Source organism: Halomonas aquatica, from assembly GCF_040196335.1.
Lineage (GTDB): Bacteria > Pseudomonadota > Gammaproteobacteria > Pseudomonadales > Halomonadaceae > Halomonas > Halomonas aquatica.
The window spans coordinates 128,041-144,380 of the sequence record NZ_JBEGCJ010000003.1; the positions used below are offsets into that span (position 1 = coordinate 128,041).

Consider the following 16,340-nt stretch of genomic DNA (forward strand, 5'->3'; position numbering starts at 1 on the left):
TTTATTCATGGTTCATATTTCGGACGAAAGCTCTATGAATCTTCCCCTACACTGCCGGCCTCGTTGATCCTGCCACGCGGCAGAAGGGGAACCCCATGGAGGTACTGATTCTCGGCAGTGGCGTCGTCGGCGTCACCAGCGCCTATTACCTGGCCCGCCAGGGCCACGAGGTCACGGTGGTGGACCGCCAGCCGTCACCGGCGCTGGAAACCAGCTACGGCAATGCGGGCCAGGTCTCCTTCGGGTTCTCCTCTCCCTGGGCCGCGCCGGGCATTCCCCGCAAGGCCGTGAAGTGGATGTTTCAGGAGCATGCCTCCTCAAGATACAGCCCAGGATGGATCCGAGCATGGCGCGCTTCATGATGCAGATGCTCGGCAATTGCCACCCCGAGCGCTACACGTTCAACAAGGAGCGCATGGTGCGCATGGCCGAGCACAGCCGGGCCTGCATCAATGCCCTGCGCGACGAGACCGTCATCCGCTACGAGGACCGTCAGCGCGGTCTCCTGCAGTTGTTCCGCCATGAGAGCCAGGTCGAGGCGGTGGCCAAGGACATGAAGGTCCTGGCGCAGTGCGGGGTGCGCCACAAGTTGCTCGACGCCGACGAGATCGCCGGCGTCGAGCCGGCATTTGGCCGGGGAGCCGGTCACCGACGACGGCGGTGACCCCCAGTCCACGGTGATGGACGAGACCTTCAAGGTGGCGATCTCGCGCTTCGATGATCGCATCCGGGTTGGCGGCACCGCTGAGCTTGCCTCCTACGACCTGAGCCTGCTGGAGAAGCGCCGGGCCCCCATCGGCATGGTGGTGCGCGACGTCTTCCCCGAGGGGGGTGACGTGGCCAGGGCAGAATTCTGGACTGGTCTTCGTCCCATGACGCCGGACTCCACGCCGATCATCGGGGCAACCGGGGTCGACAACCTGTGGCTCAACACCGGTCACGGTACCCTGGGCTGGACCATGAGCTGCGGCAGCGGCCAGCTGCTGGCCGATTTGATGAGCGGCAAGGCGCCGACCATCGACCCCAGCGGACTGGATGTCTCCCGCTACGCGGCCTGATACACCCTGCCGGAAATGACAATGCCCGGGCCAGTGGCCCGGGCATTGTCGTTTCCAGGGATGACCGGATCAGTTGACCGCGGCGATCGCCTTGGCCAGGTAGGGCAGGTTCTTGTGGGAGAAGCCAGCCACGTTGGCGCGGCCGGAGCGCACCATGTAGATGCCGAACTCGTCACGCAGGCGGTCGACCTGCTCGGGCGTCAGGCCGGTGTAGGAGAACATGCCGCGCTGCTCCGCCACGCAGGCGTACTTCTGGTCCAGGTCATAGGGCTTCAAGGCCTCGACGAAGTCACGACGCAGCGTATTGATGCGATCGCGCATCTCGGTGAGCTCCTCGCGCCAGGTGGCGGCCAGCTCGGCGGAATGCAGGATCTCGCTGACGATGGAGCCGCCGTGGGCCGGCGGGTTGGAGTAGTTCTCCCGAGCGACGATGGCGATCTGGGAGCGGACGTTCTCCATCTGCTCCTCGTTCTTCGCCACCAGGATCAGGCAGCCGGTGCGCTCGCAGTAGATGCCGAAGTTCTTGGAGCAGGAGCTGGTGATGATCACCTCGTCGAGGTTCTCGGCCAGCAGGCGCACCCCGTAGGCGTCCTCGTCGAGGCCCTCGCCGAAGCCCTGGTAGGCGAAGTCGATCAGCGGCAGAAGGCTGCGCTCGCGGAGGACCTCCAGCACCTGCTGCCACTGCTCGCGGGACAGGTCGAAGCCGGTGGGATTGTGGCAGCAGGCGTGCAGCAGCACCACGTCGCCTTCCGGGATCTGCTTGAGAGCCCCCAGCATGCCGTCGAAGTCCAGCCGGTTCTCGGCATCGACATAGGGGTACTTTTGCAGTGTCAGTCCGGCAGCCGGAAAGATACCCAGGTGGTTCGGCCAGGTCGGGTCGGAGACCCAGATGTCCTTGCCGGGCAGCTCCTTGGCGATGAAATCCGCCGCCAGGCGCAGGGCACCGGTGCCGCCGGGTGACTGGGTGGCACTGGCGCGCTTGGCCTCCAGCACCGGCGAGCCCTCGCCCAGCACCATGGGCAGCACCACCTCGCCATACGCCGGCGCGCCATGGGAGCCGATGTAGGTCTTGGTGGTCTCGTTCTTGAGCAGCAGGGCCTCGGCTTCCTTGACGGCGCGCATTACCGGAGTATTGCCCTGGTCGTCCTTGTAGACGCCCACGCCGAGATCGACCTTCTGAGGGTTGGTGTCCTTCTTGAAGGCCTCGATGAGACCGAGGATGGCGTCCCCGGGAACCCGCTCAATGTGCTCGAACATTTATGTCGCTACCTCGTCAGTTCTGGCGGCAAGAATGAAGTCGTTCTTGTGCAGGCCCTTGATCTTGTGCGACCACCAGGACACGGTCACCTTGCCGTACTCCGTGAGTATCGCGGGATGGTGATCGGCTTGTTCGGCGATCTCGCCGACTCGCTGGGTGAAGTCGAGGGCCTGCACGAAATTCTTGAACGTGAAGGTTCGTTGAAGCTGCATGATGCCATTCCGGTCGACGATCTGCCACTCGGGGATCTCTGTCCGGTACTGCTCGATCTCGGTTTCTGTCACGTGGGGAGCGTCCCAGTGGCAGGCCTCGCAGGGCTGCTCGGAAAGCTGGCTCATGGTGCCTCCTGGTCGTCGGGAAGGTCACCCGCGTCACGGGCTCGCACTGTCACGGGAAACCCTGCCCGGAAGAGTCGCGCAGGGTGATCGGGTGGTCAAGCTCCTCGTCAAGCGGCCACAGGATGACCCGCCACACTCAGGCGGCCAGGCGCTCAGCGACCCTCTCGCGCACCTCACCATAGGGGTAGCCTTCCAGAGCCGCAAAGCCATCCAGTTGCCGGGCCTTCAAGGGGGTGAAGAGCGGGACAGTGATGCCGCACAGGAAGCGCGTGAGCAGGTCCGGCGTCGCGGGATGGCCCTCGCCGGCCTCGGCGAGGCGTTGCATTAGGGGGGCGCACAGGGCCTCGATATCCTGGCTCGAGAGGGGGGTGGCTGGCGGGGAGGGCGGCAGGTGGGCCACCTGCCCACGACAGGCCGAGCAGTGTCCGCAGCGTTCGGGCGCACGGGCGTCGCCGAACCAGTCGGCCAGTTTCCGGCTGAGGCAACCGTCGCTCTCGAAGAGCGCCAGCATGGCCTGCAGGCGGTCGATCTCCGCGCGCTCCTTGTCGCGAAAATAGGCGCAAAGCTCATCGGTCAGCGCCACGGGGTCAGCGTTGGGCGCGAGCACCTCGTAGACCTCGGTCATCTGCTTGCTCTCCAGCGTCATCCAGCCCTTCTCGACGAAGTACTCCAGCGCGGTGATGATCCTGCCGCGTCTGGTATCGAGCCCCCGCTCCTCACCCAGTGCCTCCAGCGCGGCGAAGTCCAGCGTGTACCAGGTGCGGGCACGGCTGGAGGCCTCAAGAATCGCCTGGACGAAGGCGCGGCGTTCGCCCTGGAAGCGTTCCACCAGCGTCTCGGGGTCGCCCGCCAGCCTGAAACGGTAGTCGGCAAAATAGCTGTAGCGAGGGGCAATGATGCCGCGCAGCTCGAGTTGCACGAGAAGGGTCTTGAGCGGCAGGGGACGGATATTGCTGAGCCGCGACAGGGTGTTGAGCATCAGCTCCCACTCGCGGCCGGCGCCTTGCAGCTCATCGATCACCCGGCCAATGCCGTGATGCTCCGGCGTATCGCCGTAGACGAAGTTCTCCAGCACTTCGAGATGGTCGCGCCCGGCCAGCATCAGGCAGCTCGAGGGAAGACCGTCCCTGCCGGCGCGGCCGATCTCCTGGCTGTAGTTCTCGATGGACTTCGGCAGGTCGAAATGCACCACGTTGCGGATGTCGGCCTTGTCGATGCCCATGCCGAAGGCGATGGTGGCAACGATGCATGGCGTGTGACCCGCCATGAAGTCTCGCTGGATCGCGTCGCGTCGATCTCCATCGAGCCCGGCGTGATAGGCGGTCGCCGGCAGGCCGGCCTTTTCCAGGTAGGCGGCCAGACGCTCGGCTGTCTGCTGCAGGGTGACGTAGACGATGGTCGGCTGGGGCGGCGCCTGTGCGAACCTCGGCCGCAGCCACTCCACCAGGCGGCGCGGACGTTCGGTGGCGGGCACCGGCGAGACATGCAGGTCGAGGTTGGCGCGATAGAAACCGGTGCCGGTGACATCATACCGGACGATGTCGAAGCGGCTGCGCATGTCATCGATGACCCTTGGTGTGGCCGTCGCGGTGAGCAGCAGTACCTGCGGGATGGAAAACTCCCGGCGGTAGGCAGGGAGCTTGAGGTAGTCCGGCCGGAAGTTGTGCCCCCATTCGGAGATACAGTGCGCCTCGTCCACCACCATCAGCGAGATCGGCACGCGGCGGATGAAGGCACGGAAGCGCTCGTTCTTGAGGCGCTCCACCGAGACCATCAAGACGCGGATGTCTCCGCGCTTGACGCCCTCCATCACCGCCACCGCTTCCTCGCGGCTCTGCCCGGAATCGAGGCTTGCGGCCGCGATGCCGTGGCGTGCCAGGAATGCCAACTGGTCCTGCATCAGGGCCAGCAGCGGGGAGATCACCAGGGTCAGCTGGGGCAGGTGCAGGGCAGGCAACTGATAGCAGAGCGACTTGCCGGAACCGGTAGGGAAGATGGCCGCCGCCGAGCGTCCGGCCATGATGGCCTCGATGACCGGACGCTGGCCGGGGCGGAAGTCGTCATAGCCGAAGACCTGTTCGAGCGTCTGCTGGATCATGGGGCACTCCCTGCCGAGTCATCGAAGATTCACTGAGGATCCTTCCAGTATAACGTCCGCAGCCGCCCCTCGTCCGCCTACCTGGCAGGCGATGTCACGGTACTTCGGGCATCCCGGTCATGAATGACATGGGCAGGGAAGGGACATGTCCATGACCGAGCATGACCTCCAGCGACCGGGCCTTAACGCGGGGCATCGTAACGAGCGGCGCGCCCACGGGAGAAGACCACCTGCCAGAGCTGGAGATGGCGGGCGCGGAAGGCCCCGGCGCAGACCGAGAGGTAATAGCGGAACATTCGGCGGGTGCGCTCGTTGTAACGCGGGGCTATCTCCTGCCAGTGGGTGTCGACGTTTGCCAGCCAGGCCATCAGCGTCCTGTCGTAGTCCAGGCCGAAGTTCTGCCAGTCCTCCATCATCAGGTGATCCTCACTGGCTCGAGCGATGTGCATGGCCGAGGGCAGTACGCCGTTGGGGAAGATGTAGCGGTGGATCCAGGGGTCCGCCGTGATCTCGGAGCGGTTGGCGCCGATGGTATGGAGCAGGAAGAGGCCGTCCATTGGCATGAGGCGCTTCACGGTCTCGAAATAGGTGCCGTAATTGCGGTGCCCCACGTGCTCGAACATGCCGATGGACACGATGCGATCATAGAGGCCATCGAGGTCACGGTAATCCTGCAGCAGGATATCCACCGGCAACCCGGCGCAGCGCTCCCTGGCCAGGTCAGCCTGCTCTCTGGATATGGTGATGCCGGTGACGCTCACGCCATGGTGTCTGGCCGCATGTTCGGCGAAGCTGCCCCAGCCGCAGCCGATGTCGAGGACCTTCATGCCTGGCTTCAGGTCAAGCTTTTGACAGGCAAGCTCGAGCTTGGCCCGCTGCGCACCGGCGAGATCATCGGCATCCTTCCAGTAGGCGCAGGAGTAGCACATGGTGTCATCGAGCATGCGTTCGAAGAGGTCATTGCCCAGATCATAGTGGACCTCGCCGACCCGATAGGCCCGGGTCCTGCTCTGCAGATTGAGGAACCCTGCCTGCAGCCGGTACATGAGCCTTTCCGACGGTGTGCGGGCATGTTGACCCAGTCCATGCAGCAGCATCCGGGAGGCCATCTGGTCGATACGTTCACATTCCCACCAGCCATCCATGTAGGATTCACCGAGCCCCAGGGTTCCGTGGCGCAGTATTCGTGAGAAGAAGTCGGGATGCAGTACGCGGATATCCTGCGGGTAGTCACCGTTGAGTGTCACGCCTGAACCGTCGAGGAGCCGTTCGACTACCCATCGGGCTCGGGAATCGGGCAGGGCAATCGGGCCGATACGGGGGTCGCTGGTCATGGAGTCCTCCTTCCTTGTCCCTTGTTGGGCTATCAGGCTCACTAACGCGCTCCGCGCGGTTCCGCGCTATTTTTTCTGTTGGAAATCAGCATAGACCAGCTTCCTTGAGTCGTGTATTTCAAGGAGTTCGCCGCGGCGGGATGTTCCGAAAGTTCCCGCCTCGCCCCCCGTCCAGCAGGGGCGATGCTTCCTGTGGTGGTAGCGGTTATCCCATCGGTGATCGTCTTGTGCCGAAGCAGTAGTGGTATCCATTGCGGCTGTTAATTACCATGGCGCATAAGATGGAGTTGATTATTGGAGTAAATGGAATATGAAGACCGGTCCCGCGCGACATGATGGTCGGCCCGATGCGGCGCTGACGCTGCCGTTGGGTTCCGTCTTTCCGTCGGGCTGTGTGAGTCTCGTCGGGGCCGGCCCGGGAGATCCGGAACTGCTCACGGTCAAGGCATTGCGACGCCTCCAGGCCGCCGAGGTGATCCTGCACGACCGCTTGGTCAGCGACGAGATCCTGGCCCTGGCGGGGCCCGAGGCCAGTCGGTTCTATGTCGGCAAGGAGCGATCGCGACACAGCGTTCCCCAGGACGGCATCAACCAGGCCCTGGTCGACTGGGCCAGGGCGGGCAAGCGCGTGGTGCGGCTCAAGGGGGGCGATCCGTTCATCTTCGGCCGCGGCGGCGAGGAACTCGAGACGCTGGTCGAGGCGGGCATCATGGTAGAAGTGGTGCCCGGCATCACCGCGGCCTCGGGCTGTGCGGCCTATGCCGGGATTCCGCTGACACACCGCGATCATGCCCAGTCGGTGCGCTTCGTCACCGGCCACCTGCGTAACGGCAGCAGCGATCTGGACTGGCCGACGCTGGCCGGTCCCGGCCAGACCCTGGTCTTCTACATGGGGCTGGGCAGCCTGTCTCTGATCGGCGAACAGTTGCAGGTCCACGGACTGGCCCCCGATACACCCGTGGCACTGATCGAGCAGGGCACAACGGCCAGGCAGCGGGTGCATGTCGGGACACTGGCAAACTTGCCACCGACTGGCGAAGTGGTTACTATCCGCCCGCCGACCCTGATCATCGTCGGTAGTGTGGTGACATTGCATGATCGGCTGGCCTGGTTCGATCAGGAACTGGCCAACAGTTCGGGTTGGCTTCAAGGCAAACATCCCTCGCCGCCAACGACCGATTAGGGCGCCTCATCGCTGGATCCGCGAGTCGGCGCAAGACTTTACGTCGAGGTGACAGCATGGGGACACGTTCCCGACTGATTCTGGCCTGCTGCCTAGCTGGACTGCTGATGACCGGCTGTGCCGGGAAAGCGCAGGCCCACGGAAAGAAGGCAAGCACCCAACAGGGCGTCGCGTCCTACTACAGCGATCGCTTCCAGGGACGCACCACGGCCAGTGGCGAGCCCTTCAACCAGCAGGCCCTCACGGCGGCCCATCCCACCCTGCCGTTCGGCACCAGGGTCCTGGTCTCCCGAGAGGACAACGGCCGCGAGGTCGAGGTCCTGATCAATGACCGCGGACCCTATGTCAAGGGGCGCATCATCGACCTGTCCAAGCGTGCCGCCAAGGAACTGGGCATGCTCAAGCGGGGAACCGTGCCGGTAGAGATATCCTTCGTTCAATGAGCTGACCGCGAGCGATGGCTCAGCGGCCTTCCTGCCGCGTGAATTCTCGTCGCCAGCGCGTCAGCAGCGCCTGTCGCTTCAGGTCGTCCAGGGTCGCCAGCAAGCCGGGGCCCAGGGTGATCGGTCTCAGCGCTTCGCCCCGTTGCCGTCGCAGTGATGCTGCCGTGCCCGGGCCCTTTAGCGAGGGATGGATCGCGCCCAGCGTGGTATCTCGAGCCAGCACCGCCTGCCCCGTCTCGCTGATCAGAAAGCCAAGGAAGCGCTCCGCCGCCTCGGGATGGGGCGCCAGGCGGGGCATCAGCGCCAGGCGCTGGGTCACCAGCGCATAGTCCTCGGGCACCACGATCCGCAGGTGCGGCTGGTCGACCAGGCGGTTCCGGGCATAGCTCCCCAGCAGGTTGTAGCCCACCAGATAGCGTTCCTCGATCAACCCCTCCAGCATCTCCCCGGTCGTGCCCGCCAGGTCGGCCTCGGTCCGGCCCAGTGCCGCCACCAGCTCCCAGTAGCGGGGCGAGAGCCGCGACTCCTCGATGGCATAGGTATAGCCTGCGCCACTGGTGGCCGGGTCATAGGTCACCACGCGACCAGCCAGCGCCTCGCCATGTCGTTCCAGCAACGCCAGCAGGTCGGCGTGACTGCGGATCTCGCCGAACCGCTCGATGACTGTCTCGTTCACCACCATCACGATGGGCTCGAAGGTGATCGCGAAGAGCTCGCGTCGCCAGCGGGCCCAGGCCGGCCAGCGCTGTGCCTCGAGTGTCTCCAGCGATCGTGCATGGCCATCATTGGCCAGACGATACTGCCAGGGCATGGCCGAGGAGAGCAGCACATCGGCCTCCGAGGGTGCCTTGAGGAACCGCTCATGCAGGGCCAGGGTCGTGAGGTTGCGGTAGCGGAGCTCGATGCGGGGGTGGTCGCGGTGAAAGGCTTCCAGTAGCGGTCGAATCTGTGGCAGGTCCAGGGCGCCATGGATCACCAACGCAGAGGCCGGTCCACTACCGGGAATGGCAGGGTAGAGCAGCGTCTCGTCGGCGAAGGCGGCAGGTGCCGAAAGAACGAGCAGCAGCAGGCAGCGCCTGGCGAACCTGTTCAGGGACGTCATCGAGTGTCTCCAGGAAAAAACAGGGCCACGCGCAGCCCACGACTTCCCGGCCCTTCGGAGAGCGTGAGGCGTGCCCCGTGAGCGCGGGCGATACCGTCGACGATGGCAAGGCCCAGGCCGGACCCCTCGAGGTCTTCATGATCGCGGTGGAAGGGACGCAGCATCAGCCGCCGCCGTTCCGCGGGAATCCCCGGGCCATCGTCCTCGACGGCCAGGCTCGGCGGTTGCTCCTCGACCTTCACCGTGACGTGGCAAGCCCCGTAGCGACAGGCATTGTCGATCAGGTTGCCGATCGCCTCGGCGAGCTGCCAGTCGATGCCCTGGATCTCGACCTGGGTTGCGGCCGTCTCTACTCCCAGGTCGACTCCCACCCGGTGGCAGGCCGACCAGTGTTCACGTACCGCTTCCCGGGCGATGGCGTTGAGGTCCAGCGGCGCGAGTTCGGGTCGGTATTCGGGGTTGGCCAGCCGGGTCAGTGACAGCAATTGCATCGCCAGGCGCGCGGTGCGGGTGCTGGTGGCCTGCATGGCGACCAGCGCCTCCCGCCAGCGGGCCGGGTCGTCCTGGCGCAGGGCGAGCTCGGCCCGTGCCGACAGTCCCGACAACGGCGTGCGCAGCTGGTGCGAGGCGTCGCCAATGAAGCGCTCCTGGTTGGCGCGCACCCGGCGCATCCTGGCGAGCAGCTCGTTGACGGTATCGCGCAGCTCGGCGAGCTCGCGGGGCAGTTGCAGTTCCAGGGGCGCGAGGGTGCGGGGGTCGCGGCGGCGGATCGCGCGTCGCAGGCGGGTCAGCGGGGCCAGTGCCGCTCGGATCGACAGCAGCAGCGCCACGATCGCCAGCGCAGCCATGGCCAGGATCATCGTAAGGTTGCCCCGCCAAAGCTCGGCGGCCAGGGCATCGCGCCCCTCGCGGCTGTGGGCGACACGCACCTCGAAGGGTTCCCGAAGTTGCCAGTCCTCCAGTCGCGTGCGTCTAACCCCCTGGCGCAGCGACAGGCCCTGCCAGGAAATGTCGCGGTAGAGCAGGGTGTCGTCGTCGGAGCCATCCTGTCGTGTATCCCCCGGCAGATCGGCATTACCGGTGATCGTGTGCCCGCGGCTGTCGACCAGGCTGTAGAACACCCGCTCCTCGGCATCGGTGGCCAGCATGTCCAGGGCGGCCGGCGGCAGGTCGAGCCACAGGCGTTCGTCCTGCCACTGAACCTGTTCGGCGATGGCCAGCGAGGCGGCCTCGAGCAACCGGTCGAAGGCGCGGTCTGCGGTGCGCCGCGCCTCGATCCAGGCCTGCAGCAGGATCAGGCTGCCCAGTATCAGCAGGGGCAGCAGAAGCCAGGCCAGCAGGCGGCGATAGAGGCTGTCGCCGCGCTTCACATGGCCTCCAGCAGGTAGCCCAGGCCACGCACCGTGCGCAAGGCCGGGCCGGTGCTGCCGAGCCGCTTGCGCAGCCGGTGGACATAGACCTCGATGGCGTTGTCCCCCATGGCATCTCCCTGGAAGGCCTCCTCGGCGAGGCGGGCCTTGTCCACCGGCTCGCCGGCATGCTGCATCAGGCAGGCGAGCAGGCGCTGCTCTCTAGGGGGTAGGGCAAGGATCTCCCCCTCGAGCGTGAAGCGCTGTTGCCGGGTGTCCAGCACCAGGGCGCCGACCGTCAGCTCCGTCGTCGGACTGCGGCGCCGGAGCAGGGCGCGCACCCGGGCCTCGAGCTCGTCGAGGGCGAAGGGCTTGGCGAGATAGTCGTCGGCGCCCAGATCGAGCCCACGCACCCGGTCCTCCACGGCGCCGCGGGCGGTGAGAATCAGCACGGGCGTGTCCCGATCGTGGCGACGCAGGGCCTGGAGCACGTCCAGTCCACTGCAGCCCGGAAGATTGAGGTCGAGCAGCACCAGCGCGGTATCATGTCCCGTTTCCGAGAGTCGCTCCCGTGCCGCTTCACCGTCGGCAAGATGGCAGACGTCATGGCCCTCGAGTCCAAGGGTATCGACCAGGGTCTCGGCCAGCAGGATATCGTCTTCTACCAGCAGCAGCGTCATGGGCTCGTCTCCCGGAAGCTCCCCCCTGGGCCGGCTACCAGCCTGGCCACGGCATCCACCAGAGCCGCCTTGGCTCGTCGAGTATCCAGGCGTCCGGCGGGTCCCGACAGGGCAAGCCACATCGGAGACTCGAGAGCGTCACCGGGCAGCGCTTCGCACACCATGGCCCCGCCAGGCAGCACCGGCCGGGGGTCGTGGTCATCCATCACTGCCCAGCGGTCGCCCGGCTGCAGGTCATGGCGCAGCGAGGTCTCGGGCAGCGCGACGAGTCGACACTCTGCCATGCCATCTTGCACTTCGAGCAGGGTGGCGGTCTCGCCGGTGTCTGCCGCCAGACGGGCCAACAGGGGCTGGATCCGGGTCGCCAGATGCCGGCCAGGGAGATTCCGGCGGGCCAGGCGCACCGGGGCATGGCCGAGGTGCCAGTGCCCGTGGTCGTCGCGCTGGACGTAGTCGAAGCGGGCCAGCGACCCCAGCAGCCGCAGCAGGGTGCTCTTGTAGTAGCCGGTGGCCTTGGCCAGCTCGGCCAGGGTGAAGTGTTCCTGCGGGGAGTCGAAGGCCTCGAGCACCGTCAGTGCCCGCTCCACGGCCTCGACGCGGTCCTGTGCCATCGCGGATCGAGCCTCCGTTCTGTATGTCGCCCTGGTGGTGAGAGCTGGTGTGTCGAATCTGGGTGGTATCGAGCCTTGACGGCGTTGAACTTTGGTCGCAATCGAGCGCCCGGGCGTTGACGTCCCTCGACGCGGAGCCTAGTTTTCCATCCTGAGGAACGATGTTCTGCCTTACAGAATTGTAAGGAAGGATGACAGGTTCCGCAAGCCAATCATCACACAAGCATCACATAAGCCTGATGTCAGGAGGAACGCCCGCCATGAATCTCAAGCGACCCGTCCAACTGGTAGCGATCACCGTCCTCGCCACCACCGCAGCCTCTGCCTTCGCCTTCGAGCCCGAGGGCAAGGTGGAGTGCCTCGCGCCCGCCGATCCGGGCGGCGGCTGGGACTTCACCTGCCGTAGCGTAGGCAAGGTACTGCAGGACCTCGACCTGGTACCCGGAAACGTCCAGACCATCAACATGGCCGGTGCCGGCGGTGGTGTGGCCTATGCGCATACCGTCAGCAAGCGCGCGGGTGACGACCAGCTGCTGGTGGCGGCTTCCACGGCCACCACCACGCGTCTGGCCCAGGGCCAGTTTCCGGGCATGACTGCCGACATGGTCAACTGGATCGGTGCCCTGGGCGCGGACTATGGTGTCATCGCCGTGTCTGATGACTCCGAGATCGATGATCTCCCCGAGATGATGGAGGCCCTCAAGGAGGACCCGCGCAGCATCAAGTTCGCCGGTGGCAGTGCCAAGGGCGGTTGGGATCATCTCAAGGTGCTGATCGCCGCCCAGGCGGCTGGCGTCGAGAACCTGCCTCGCATCGCCTACCTGTCCTACAACAACGGCGGCGAGGCCATGACTCAGGTGGTCGGCGGGCACGTCGACGCCTTCACCGGCGACATCTCCGAGGCCCAGGGCTTCATGGAATCCGGTGATCTGCGCGTGCTGGCCGTGCTCTCCGAGGAGCGCCTGCCTGGCAAGTTTGGCGATATCCCCACTGCAATGGAGCAGGGCATCGATGCCATCGGCCCCAACTGGCGCGGCTTCTACATGCCCGCCGACATCTCCGATGATGCCAAGCAGTACTGGGTGGATGCCATGGACACCATCTACGAAAGCCAGGAGTGGCAGGACGTCATGACCAACAATGGCCTGATGCCCTTCCACATGAGCGCCGGTGAGTTCGAGAGCTTCGTGACCGACCAGATCGTTGATATCGAGCAGCTTTCCAAGGACATCGGGCTGATTCAGTAATGACCTTCAATGATCGCATCTTTGGAGTGATGATGATCGCCCTGGCCGTCGCGTACGGCTGGGGCGCCACTCAACTCCCCGAACCCTTCGGTGGCAGCGAGGCCGTTGGTCCCGAGACCTTCCCGCTGCTGCTTTCGGTGGTGCTGGCCCTGTCCAGCCTCTACCTGATCGTCAGGCCCGACCCGGATAATGCCTGGCCCTGGAGCCGAACGGGCATCGAGCTGGTGATCTCCGTGGTGGTGCTGGTGCTCTACGCCATGCTGCTGCAGCCGCTTGGTTTCATCCTCAGCACGGCCCTGGCCGTCGGCACCTTGTGCTGGCGCATGGGCGCGCAGCCGCTGCGTGCCTACCTCACCGGCGCGGTCTCCGGCCTGGTGGTCTACCTGGTATTCAACTTCGCCCTGGACCTCGCGCTGCCGCTGGGCCTGCTCTCGTTCCTGGAGGTGAACTGATGGAGACCCTCGGCTATCTGATCGACGGCTTCGGCGTCGCTTTAGCGCCGCACAACCTGATGTTCGCCCTGATGGGCGCCTTCCTGGGCACCCTGATCGGTGCGCTGCCGGGCCTGGGTCCGGCCAACGGGGTGGCGATCCTGATCCCTCTGGCGTTTACTCTGGGCCTCGCCCCCGAGACCGCCCTGATCATGCTCACCGCGGTCTATGCCGGTGCCATGTACGGCGGGCGCATCTCGTCGATCCTGCTCAACATTCCCGGCGATGAACCCGCCATGATGACCTGCCTCGATGGCTACCCCATGGCCCAGCAGGGCAAGGCGGCGGAGGCCCTGGCAATCTCCGCGGTGGCCTCGTTCATCGGCAGCCTGGTGGCCACCATCGGCCTGATCCTGCTGGCGCCGTTGTTGGCCGACTTCGCCTTGACCTTCGGTCCCGCGGAGTATTTCGCGCTTTTCCTGCTGGCCTTCGCCACCCTTGGCGGCATCACCGGCAAGAACCCGATGAAGACGATAGTGGCCGCGGCCATCGGCCTGATGATCGCCACCATGGGCATCGACAACACTGGCGTGCAGCGCTTCACCTTCGGTGTTCTGGAGCTCTACGAGGGGGTGGACTTCATCATCGCCATCGTCGGGCTATTTGCCATTTCGGAGCTGCTGTTCTTCATCGAGGAGCGCGCCGGCGGTGGCAAGGAGAAGATGGTCGTCAACAAGCTCAAGCTCTCCTGGGCCGACATCCGCCACATCCTGCCATCGAGCCTGCGCGGCGGGGTGCTGGGCTTCATTGCCGGGGTCTTGCCCGGTGCCGGCGCTTCGCTTGGCAGCTTCATCGGCTATACCCTCGAGAAGAAGGTGGTCGGCAAGAAGGGCTATTTCGGCCAGGGCGACCCGCGTGGGGTGGCCGGGCCCGAGGCCGGTAACAACGGCGCTTCCAGCGGTGCGCTGGTGCCCATGTTGACCCTCGGCGTCCCGGGCAGCGGGACCACGGCCGTGCTGCTGGCGTTGTTGATTTCGCTCAACATCACGCCGGGGCCGCTGATGTTCACCCAACACGCCGACGTCGTATGGGGGGTGATCGCGGCGCTGCTGATCGGCAACTTCCTGCTGCTGGTGCTCAACATTCCACTGGTCGGCATCTTCGTGAAGCTGCTCTCGGTGCCGCCGATGTACCTGTTGCCGGTCGTCACCATGATCGCCTTCGTGGGGATCTACTCGATCAGCAACACCACCTTTGACCTCTATTTCATGGTGGCCTTCGGTGTGGGGGGGTATGTGCTGCGCAAGCTGGAGATCCCGCTGGTGCCGGTCATCCTCGGGCTGCTGCTGGGTCCTGAGATGGAGAAGAACCTGCGCCATGCCATGGACATATCCGATGGCGACTGGACCATCCTGTGGGACAGTGGGCTGGCCATCGGCCTGTGGGTATTCGCCGGTCTGGGACTGATCCTGCCGTACGTTGTTGGTCCCATCCTTCGCAGCCGAATGAAGGTAACGACCGGTACGGGCAATCCGGAAGGCGACTAGCCATCTCGCTTCCTGTCTGCCCCGCGGGGGCGTCGGCCTGGCCGGCGCCCCCGTCTTCTTGTTGATCGCTATGCGCCATAGTGGTGCGCTGCACCAGTATGGCGGGCGATCGTGGAGCGGGGCGGTGACGCGCCTGCACCAGAATATGGCCTGGCGGCGGATTCCCCCTTCTTGTGATGTGCGTCCAATAGGCTGATTAAAAAAGTAAAAATCGACATCCCGCCGAAGTGGCACATCCCTTGCGGTTACATGTACGAGGCATTCCTGCGATGTCCTCCTGCGCTGGACTAATCATCAACAAGAACATTGATCGCTAGGAGATCTCATGATCCCGTCATCCGCTTTCCGCTCTCCCCGCTGGCTGGCCGCATCCCTCCTGAGCCTGGGGGTGGCTGCACCCGCCATGGCCCAGGAGGATCCGATCAAGGTCGGTATCCTTCACTCGCTCTCCGGCACCATGGCCATCAGCGAGACGGTGCTCAAGGACACAGTAGAGATGCTCATCGAGCAGCAGAACGCCCAGGGCGGCCTGCTCGGTCGACAGCTGGAAGCCGTCGTGGTCGACCCGGCCTCCGACTGGCCGCTGTTCGCCGAGAAGGCTCGCGAGCTGTTGTCCCAGCAGGAGGTCGACGTGATCTTCGGCAACTGGACCTCGGTGTCGCGCAAGTCGGTGCTACCGGTGGTCGAGGAGCTCAACGGCTTGCTCTTCTATCCGGTGCAGTACGAGGGTGAGGAATCCTCCGAGAACGTCTTCTACACCGGGGCGGCGCCCAACCAGCAGGCGATCCCTGCCGTCAACTACCTGATGAACGAGGTAGGCGTCGAGCGCTGGGTGCTGGCCGGTACTGACTATGTCTATCCGCGCACCACCAACAAGATCCTCGAGGCCTACCTCAAGAGTCATGGCGTGGTCGATGCGGACATCATGGTCAACTACACGCCGTTCGGTCATTCCGACTGGCAGAACATCGTCTCCGAGATCAAGACGTTCGGCAGCGAAGGCAAGAAGACCGCGGTGGTCTCCACCATCAATGGCGACGCCAACGTGCCCTTCTATCGTGAGCTGGGTAACCAGGGCATCGACGCCGCCGACATCCCGGTCGTGGCCTTTTCGGTCGGGGAGCAGGAGCTCACGGGCCTCGACACCGCGCCGCTGGTCGGGCACCTCGCTGCCTGGAACTACTTCATGAGTGTCGATACGGACACCAACTATGACTTCATCGACTCCTGGATCGAGTACACCGGCGATGATATGGCAGTGACCAACGACCCCATGGAAGCCCATTACATCGGCTTCAACATGTGGGCCGAGGCGGTCCGCAAGGCCGGCACCACCGAGGTCGACGAGGTCAAGGACGCCATCATCGGCGTTACCGTACCCAACCTCACCGGTGGCTATGCGGCGATGATGCCCAACCATCACATCACCAAGCCCGTTCTGATCGGCGAGATCCAGGACAACGGCCAGTTCTCCATCGTCTGGGAAACCCCCTCCACCGTGGCCGGCGATGCATGGTCCGACTACCTTGAGGGTTCGAAGGACCTGATCAGCGACTGGCGTGCTCCGATGCGCTGCGGTAACTACAACGTCGTCAACGGAAGTTGCGGTGGCAGCGAGGCCGAGTAACAGGCCGCCTTCGCAGCACAGGCGTTCCTTCTCG

Annotated in this window: 17 protein-coding genes; 9 read left to right on the forward strand and 8 right to left on the reverse strand. The window is 64.9% G+C overall.

Annotated features, from left to right (window positions below; genetic code table 11):
• Positions 1-38 precede the first annotated feature (38 nt).
• From ABE960_RS14860 to ABE960_RS14870, 3 genes are read left to right on the forward strand one after another with little or no spacing between them, the layout of a single operon-like run.
• Entirely contained in the window at positions 39-362 is a 324-nt protein-coding gene (locus tag ABE960_RS14860) for an FAD-dependent oxidoreductase (protein WP_432765359.1), read from the forward strand.
• Entirely contained in the window at positions 347-664 is a 318-nt protein-coding gene (locus ABE960_RS14865; RefSeq protein ID WP_432765351.1) for an FAD-dependent oxidoreductase, read from the forward strand. Before ABE960_RS14860 ends, ABE960_RS14865 begins: the two co-directional genes overlap by 16 nt.
• Complete coding sequence (locus tag ABE960_RS14870) at positions 630-1,058, forward strand: FAD-dependent oxidoreductase (RefSeq protein ID WP_432765352.1); 429 nt, start codon at positions 630-632, stop codon at positions 1,056-1,058. Before ABE960_RS14865 ends, ABE960_RS14870 begins: the two co-directional genes overlap by 35 nt.
• Positions 1,059-1,127: 69 nt before the next feature.
• On the opposite strand, the gene ABE960_RS06860 is transcribed toward ABE960_RS14870, so the two are convergent.
• The 4 genes from ABE960_RS06860 to cfa all read right to left on the reverse strand — a co-directional run bounded on the left by ABE960_RS06860 (position 1,128) and on the right by cfa (position 6,086).
• Positions 1,128-2,315: an amino acid aminotransferase gene (locus tag ABE960_RS06860; protein WP_349761508.1), complete on the reverse strand. Its 1,188-nt coding sequence runs from the start codon at positions 2,313-2,315 to the stop codon at positions 1,128-1,130.
• Positions 2,316-2,654 carry a 4a-hydroxytetrahydrobiopterin dehydratase gene (locus ABE960_RS06865; RefSeq protein WP_349761509.1) on the reverse strand — a complete coding sequence of 113 codons (339 nt, stop codon included), beginning with the start codon at positions 2,652-2,654 and terminating at the stop codon, positions 2,316-2,318. It lies immediately after the preceding gene.
• Between the two features lie 136 nt (positions 2,655-2,790).
• Positions 2,791-4,752 (reverse strand): RecQ family ATP-dependent DNA helicase, encoded by a 1,962-nt coding sequence (locus ABE960_RS06870; RefSeq protein ID WP_349761510.1) that lies wholly within the window; start codon positions 4,750-4,752, stop codon positions 2,791-2,793.
• Positions 4,753-4,934: 182 nt separating this feature from the next.
• The gene (gene cfa / locus ABE960_RS06875) at positions 4,935-6,086 is read right to left on the reverse strand and encodes a cyclopropane fatty acyl phospholipid synthase (RefSeq protein WP_349761511.1); all 1,152 of its coding nucleotides are present in this window, start codon (positions 6,084-6,086) and stop codon (positions 4,935-4,937) included.
• 310 nt (positions 6,087-6,396) lie between these two features.
• Here cfa and cobA point away from each other — a divergent pair, with 310 nt between their 5' ends.
• The gene (gene cobA / locus ABE960_RS06880; RefSeq protein WP_349761512.1) at positions 6,397-7,269 is read left to right on the forward strand and encodes a uroporphyrinogen-III C-methyltransferase; all 873 of its coding nucleotides are present in this window, start codon (positions 6,397-6,399) and stop codon (positions 7,267-7,269) included.
• Positions 7,270-7,325: 56 nt separating this feature from the next.
• Positions 7,326-7,712 carry a septal ring lytic transglycosylase RlpA family protein gene (locus tag ABE960_RS06885; RefSeq protein WP_432765353.1) on the forward strand — a complete coding sequence of 129 codons (387 nt, stop codon included), beginning with the start codon at positions 7,326-7,328 and terminating at the stop codon, positions 7,710-7,712.
• A 19-nt stretch (positions 7,713-7,731) separates the two neighbouring features.
• On the opposite strand, the gene ABE960_RS06890 is transcribed toward ABE960_RS06885, so the two are convergent.
• From ABE960_RS06890 to ABE960_RS06905, 4 genes are read right to left on the reverse strand one after another with little or no spacing between them, the layout of a single operon-like run.
• Positions 7,732-8,814, reverse strand: a complete 1,083-nt coding sequence (locus tag ABE960_RS06890) for an ABC transporter substrate-binding protein (protein ID WP_349761513.1) — start codon at positions 8,812-8,814, stop codon at positions 7,732-7,734.
• Entirely contained in the window at positions 8,811-10,184 is a 1,374-nt protein-coding gene (locus tag ABE960_RS06895) for a sensor histidine kinase (RefSeq protein ID WP_349761514.1), read from the reverse strand. Before ABE960_RS06895 ends, ABE960_RS06890 begins: the two co-directional genes overlap by 4 nt.
• On the reverse strand, positions 10,181-10,843 hold the full coding sequence (locus ABE960_RS06900; protein WP_349761515.1) for a response regulator transcription factor: 663 nt from the start codon (positions 10,841-10,843) through the stop codon (positions 10,181-10,183). Before ABE960_RS06900 ends, ABE960_RS06895 begins: the two co-directional genes overlap by 4 nt.
• Positions 10,840-11,454, reverse strand: a complete 615-nt coding sequence (locus ABE960_RS06905; RefSeq protein ID WP_349761516.1) for a helix-turn-helix domain-containing protein — start codon at positions 11,452-11,454, stop codon at positions 10,840-10,842. Before ABE960_RS06905 ends, ABE960_RS06900 begins: the two co-directional genes overlap by 4 nt.
• A 260-nt stretch (positions 11,455-11,714) precedes the next feature.
• Between ABE960_RS06905 and ABE960_RS06910 the strand changes: the two genes are divergently transcribed.
• The 4 genes from ABE960_RS06910 (at position 11,715) to urtA (ending at position 16,306) form a co-directional block, all read left to right on the forward strand.
• The gene (locus tag ABE960_RS06910; protein WP_349761517.1) at positions 11,715-12,701 is read left to right on the forward strand and encodes a Bug family tripartite tricarboxylate transporter substrate binding protein; all 987 of its coding nucleotides are present in this window, start codon (positions 11,715-11,717) and stop codon (positions 12,699-12,701) included.
• Entirely contained in the window at positions 12,701-13,153 is a 453-nt protein-coding gene (locus tag ABE960_RS06915; RefSeq protein ID WP_349761518.1) for a tripartite tricarboxylate transporter TctB family protein, read from the forward strand. The genes ABE960_RS06910 and ABE960_RS06915 overlap by 1 nt, the downstream gene beginning before the upstream one ends.
• Entirely contained in the window at positions 13,153-14,679 is a 1,527-nt protein-coding gene (locus ABE960_RS06920) for a tripartite tricarboxylate transporter permease (RefSeq protein WP_349761519.1), read from the forward strand. Before ABE960_RS06915 ends, ABE960_RS06920 begins: the two co-directional genes overlap by 1 nt.
• A gap of 325 nt (positions 14,680-15,004) precedes the next feature.
• On the forward strand, positions 15,005-16,306 hold the full coding sequence (gene urtA / locus ABE960_RS06925; RefSeq protein WP_349761520.1) for an urea ABC transporter substrate-binding protein: 1,302 nt from the start codon (positions 15,005-15,007) through the stop codon (positions 16,304-16,306).
• The last annotated feature ends 34 nt before the right edge of the window (positions 16,307-16,340 follow it).

Bases quoted from the DNA above. Each gene is read 5' to 3' on its own strand.
- ABE960_RS14865 (WP_432765351.1), top strand. From the start codon at position 347: ATGGCGCGCTTCATGATGCAGATGCTCGGCAATTGCCACCCCGAGCGC.
- ABE960_RS06860 (WP_349761508.1), bottom strand. From the start codon at position 2,315: ATGTTCGAGCACATTGAGCGGGTTCCCGGGGACGCCATCCTCGGTCTC.
- ABE960_RS06865 (WP_349761509.1), bottom strand. From the start codon at position 2,654: ATGAGCCAGCTTTCCGAGCAGCCCTGCGAGGCCTGCCACTGGGACGCT.
- ABE960_RS06870 (WP_349761510.1), bottom strand. From the start codon at position 4,752: ATGATCCAGCAGACGCTCGAACAGGTCTTCGGCTATGACGACTTCCGC.
- cfa (WP_349761511.1), bottom strand. From the start codon at position 6,086: ATGACCAGCGACCCCCGTATCGGCCCGATTGCCCTGCCCGATTCCCGA.
- cobA (WP_349761512.1), top strand. From the start codon at position 6,397: ATGAAGACCGGTCCCGCGCGACATGATGGTCGGCCCGATGCGGCGCTG.
- ABE960_RS06885 (WP_432765353.1), top strand. From the start codon at position 7,326: ATGGGGACACGTTCCCGACTGATTCTGGCCTGCTGCCTAGCTGGACTG.
- ABE960_RS06890 (WP_349761513.1), bottom strand. From the start codon at position 8,814: ATGACGTCCCTGAACAGGTTCGCCAGGCGCTGCCTGCTGCTGCTCGTT.
- ABE960_RS06900 (WP_349761515.1), bottom strand. From the start codon at position 10,843: ATGACGCTGCTGCTGGTAGAAGACGATATCCTGCTGGCCGAGACCCTG.
- ABE960_RS06905 (WP_349761516.1), bottom strand. From the start codon at position 11,454: ATGGCACAGGACCGCGTCGAGGCCGTGGAGCGGGCACTGACGGTGCTC.
- ABE960_RS06910 (WP_349761517.1), top strand. From the start codon at position 11,715: ATGAATCTCAAGCGACCCGTCCAACTGGTAGCGATCACCGTCCTCGCC.
- ABE960_RS06915 (WP_349761518.1), top strand. From the start codon at position 12,701: ATGACCTTCAATGATCGCATCTTTGGAGTGATGATGATCGCCCTGGCC.
- ABE960_RS06920 (WP_349761519.1), top strand. From the start codon at position 13,153: ATGGAGACCCTCGGCTATCTGATCGACGGCTTCGGCGTCGCTTTAGCG.
- urtA (WP_349761520.1), top strand. From the start codon at position 15,005: ATGATCCCGTCATCCGCTTTCCGCTCTCCCCGCTGGCTGGCCGCATCC.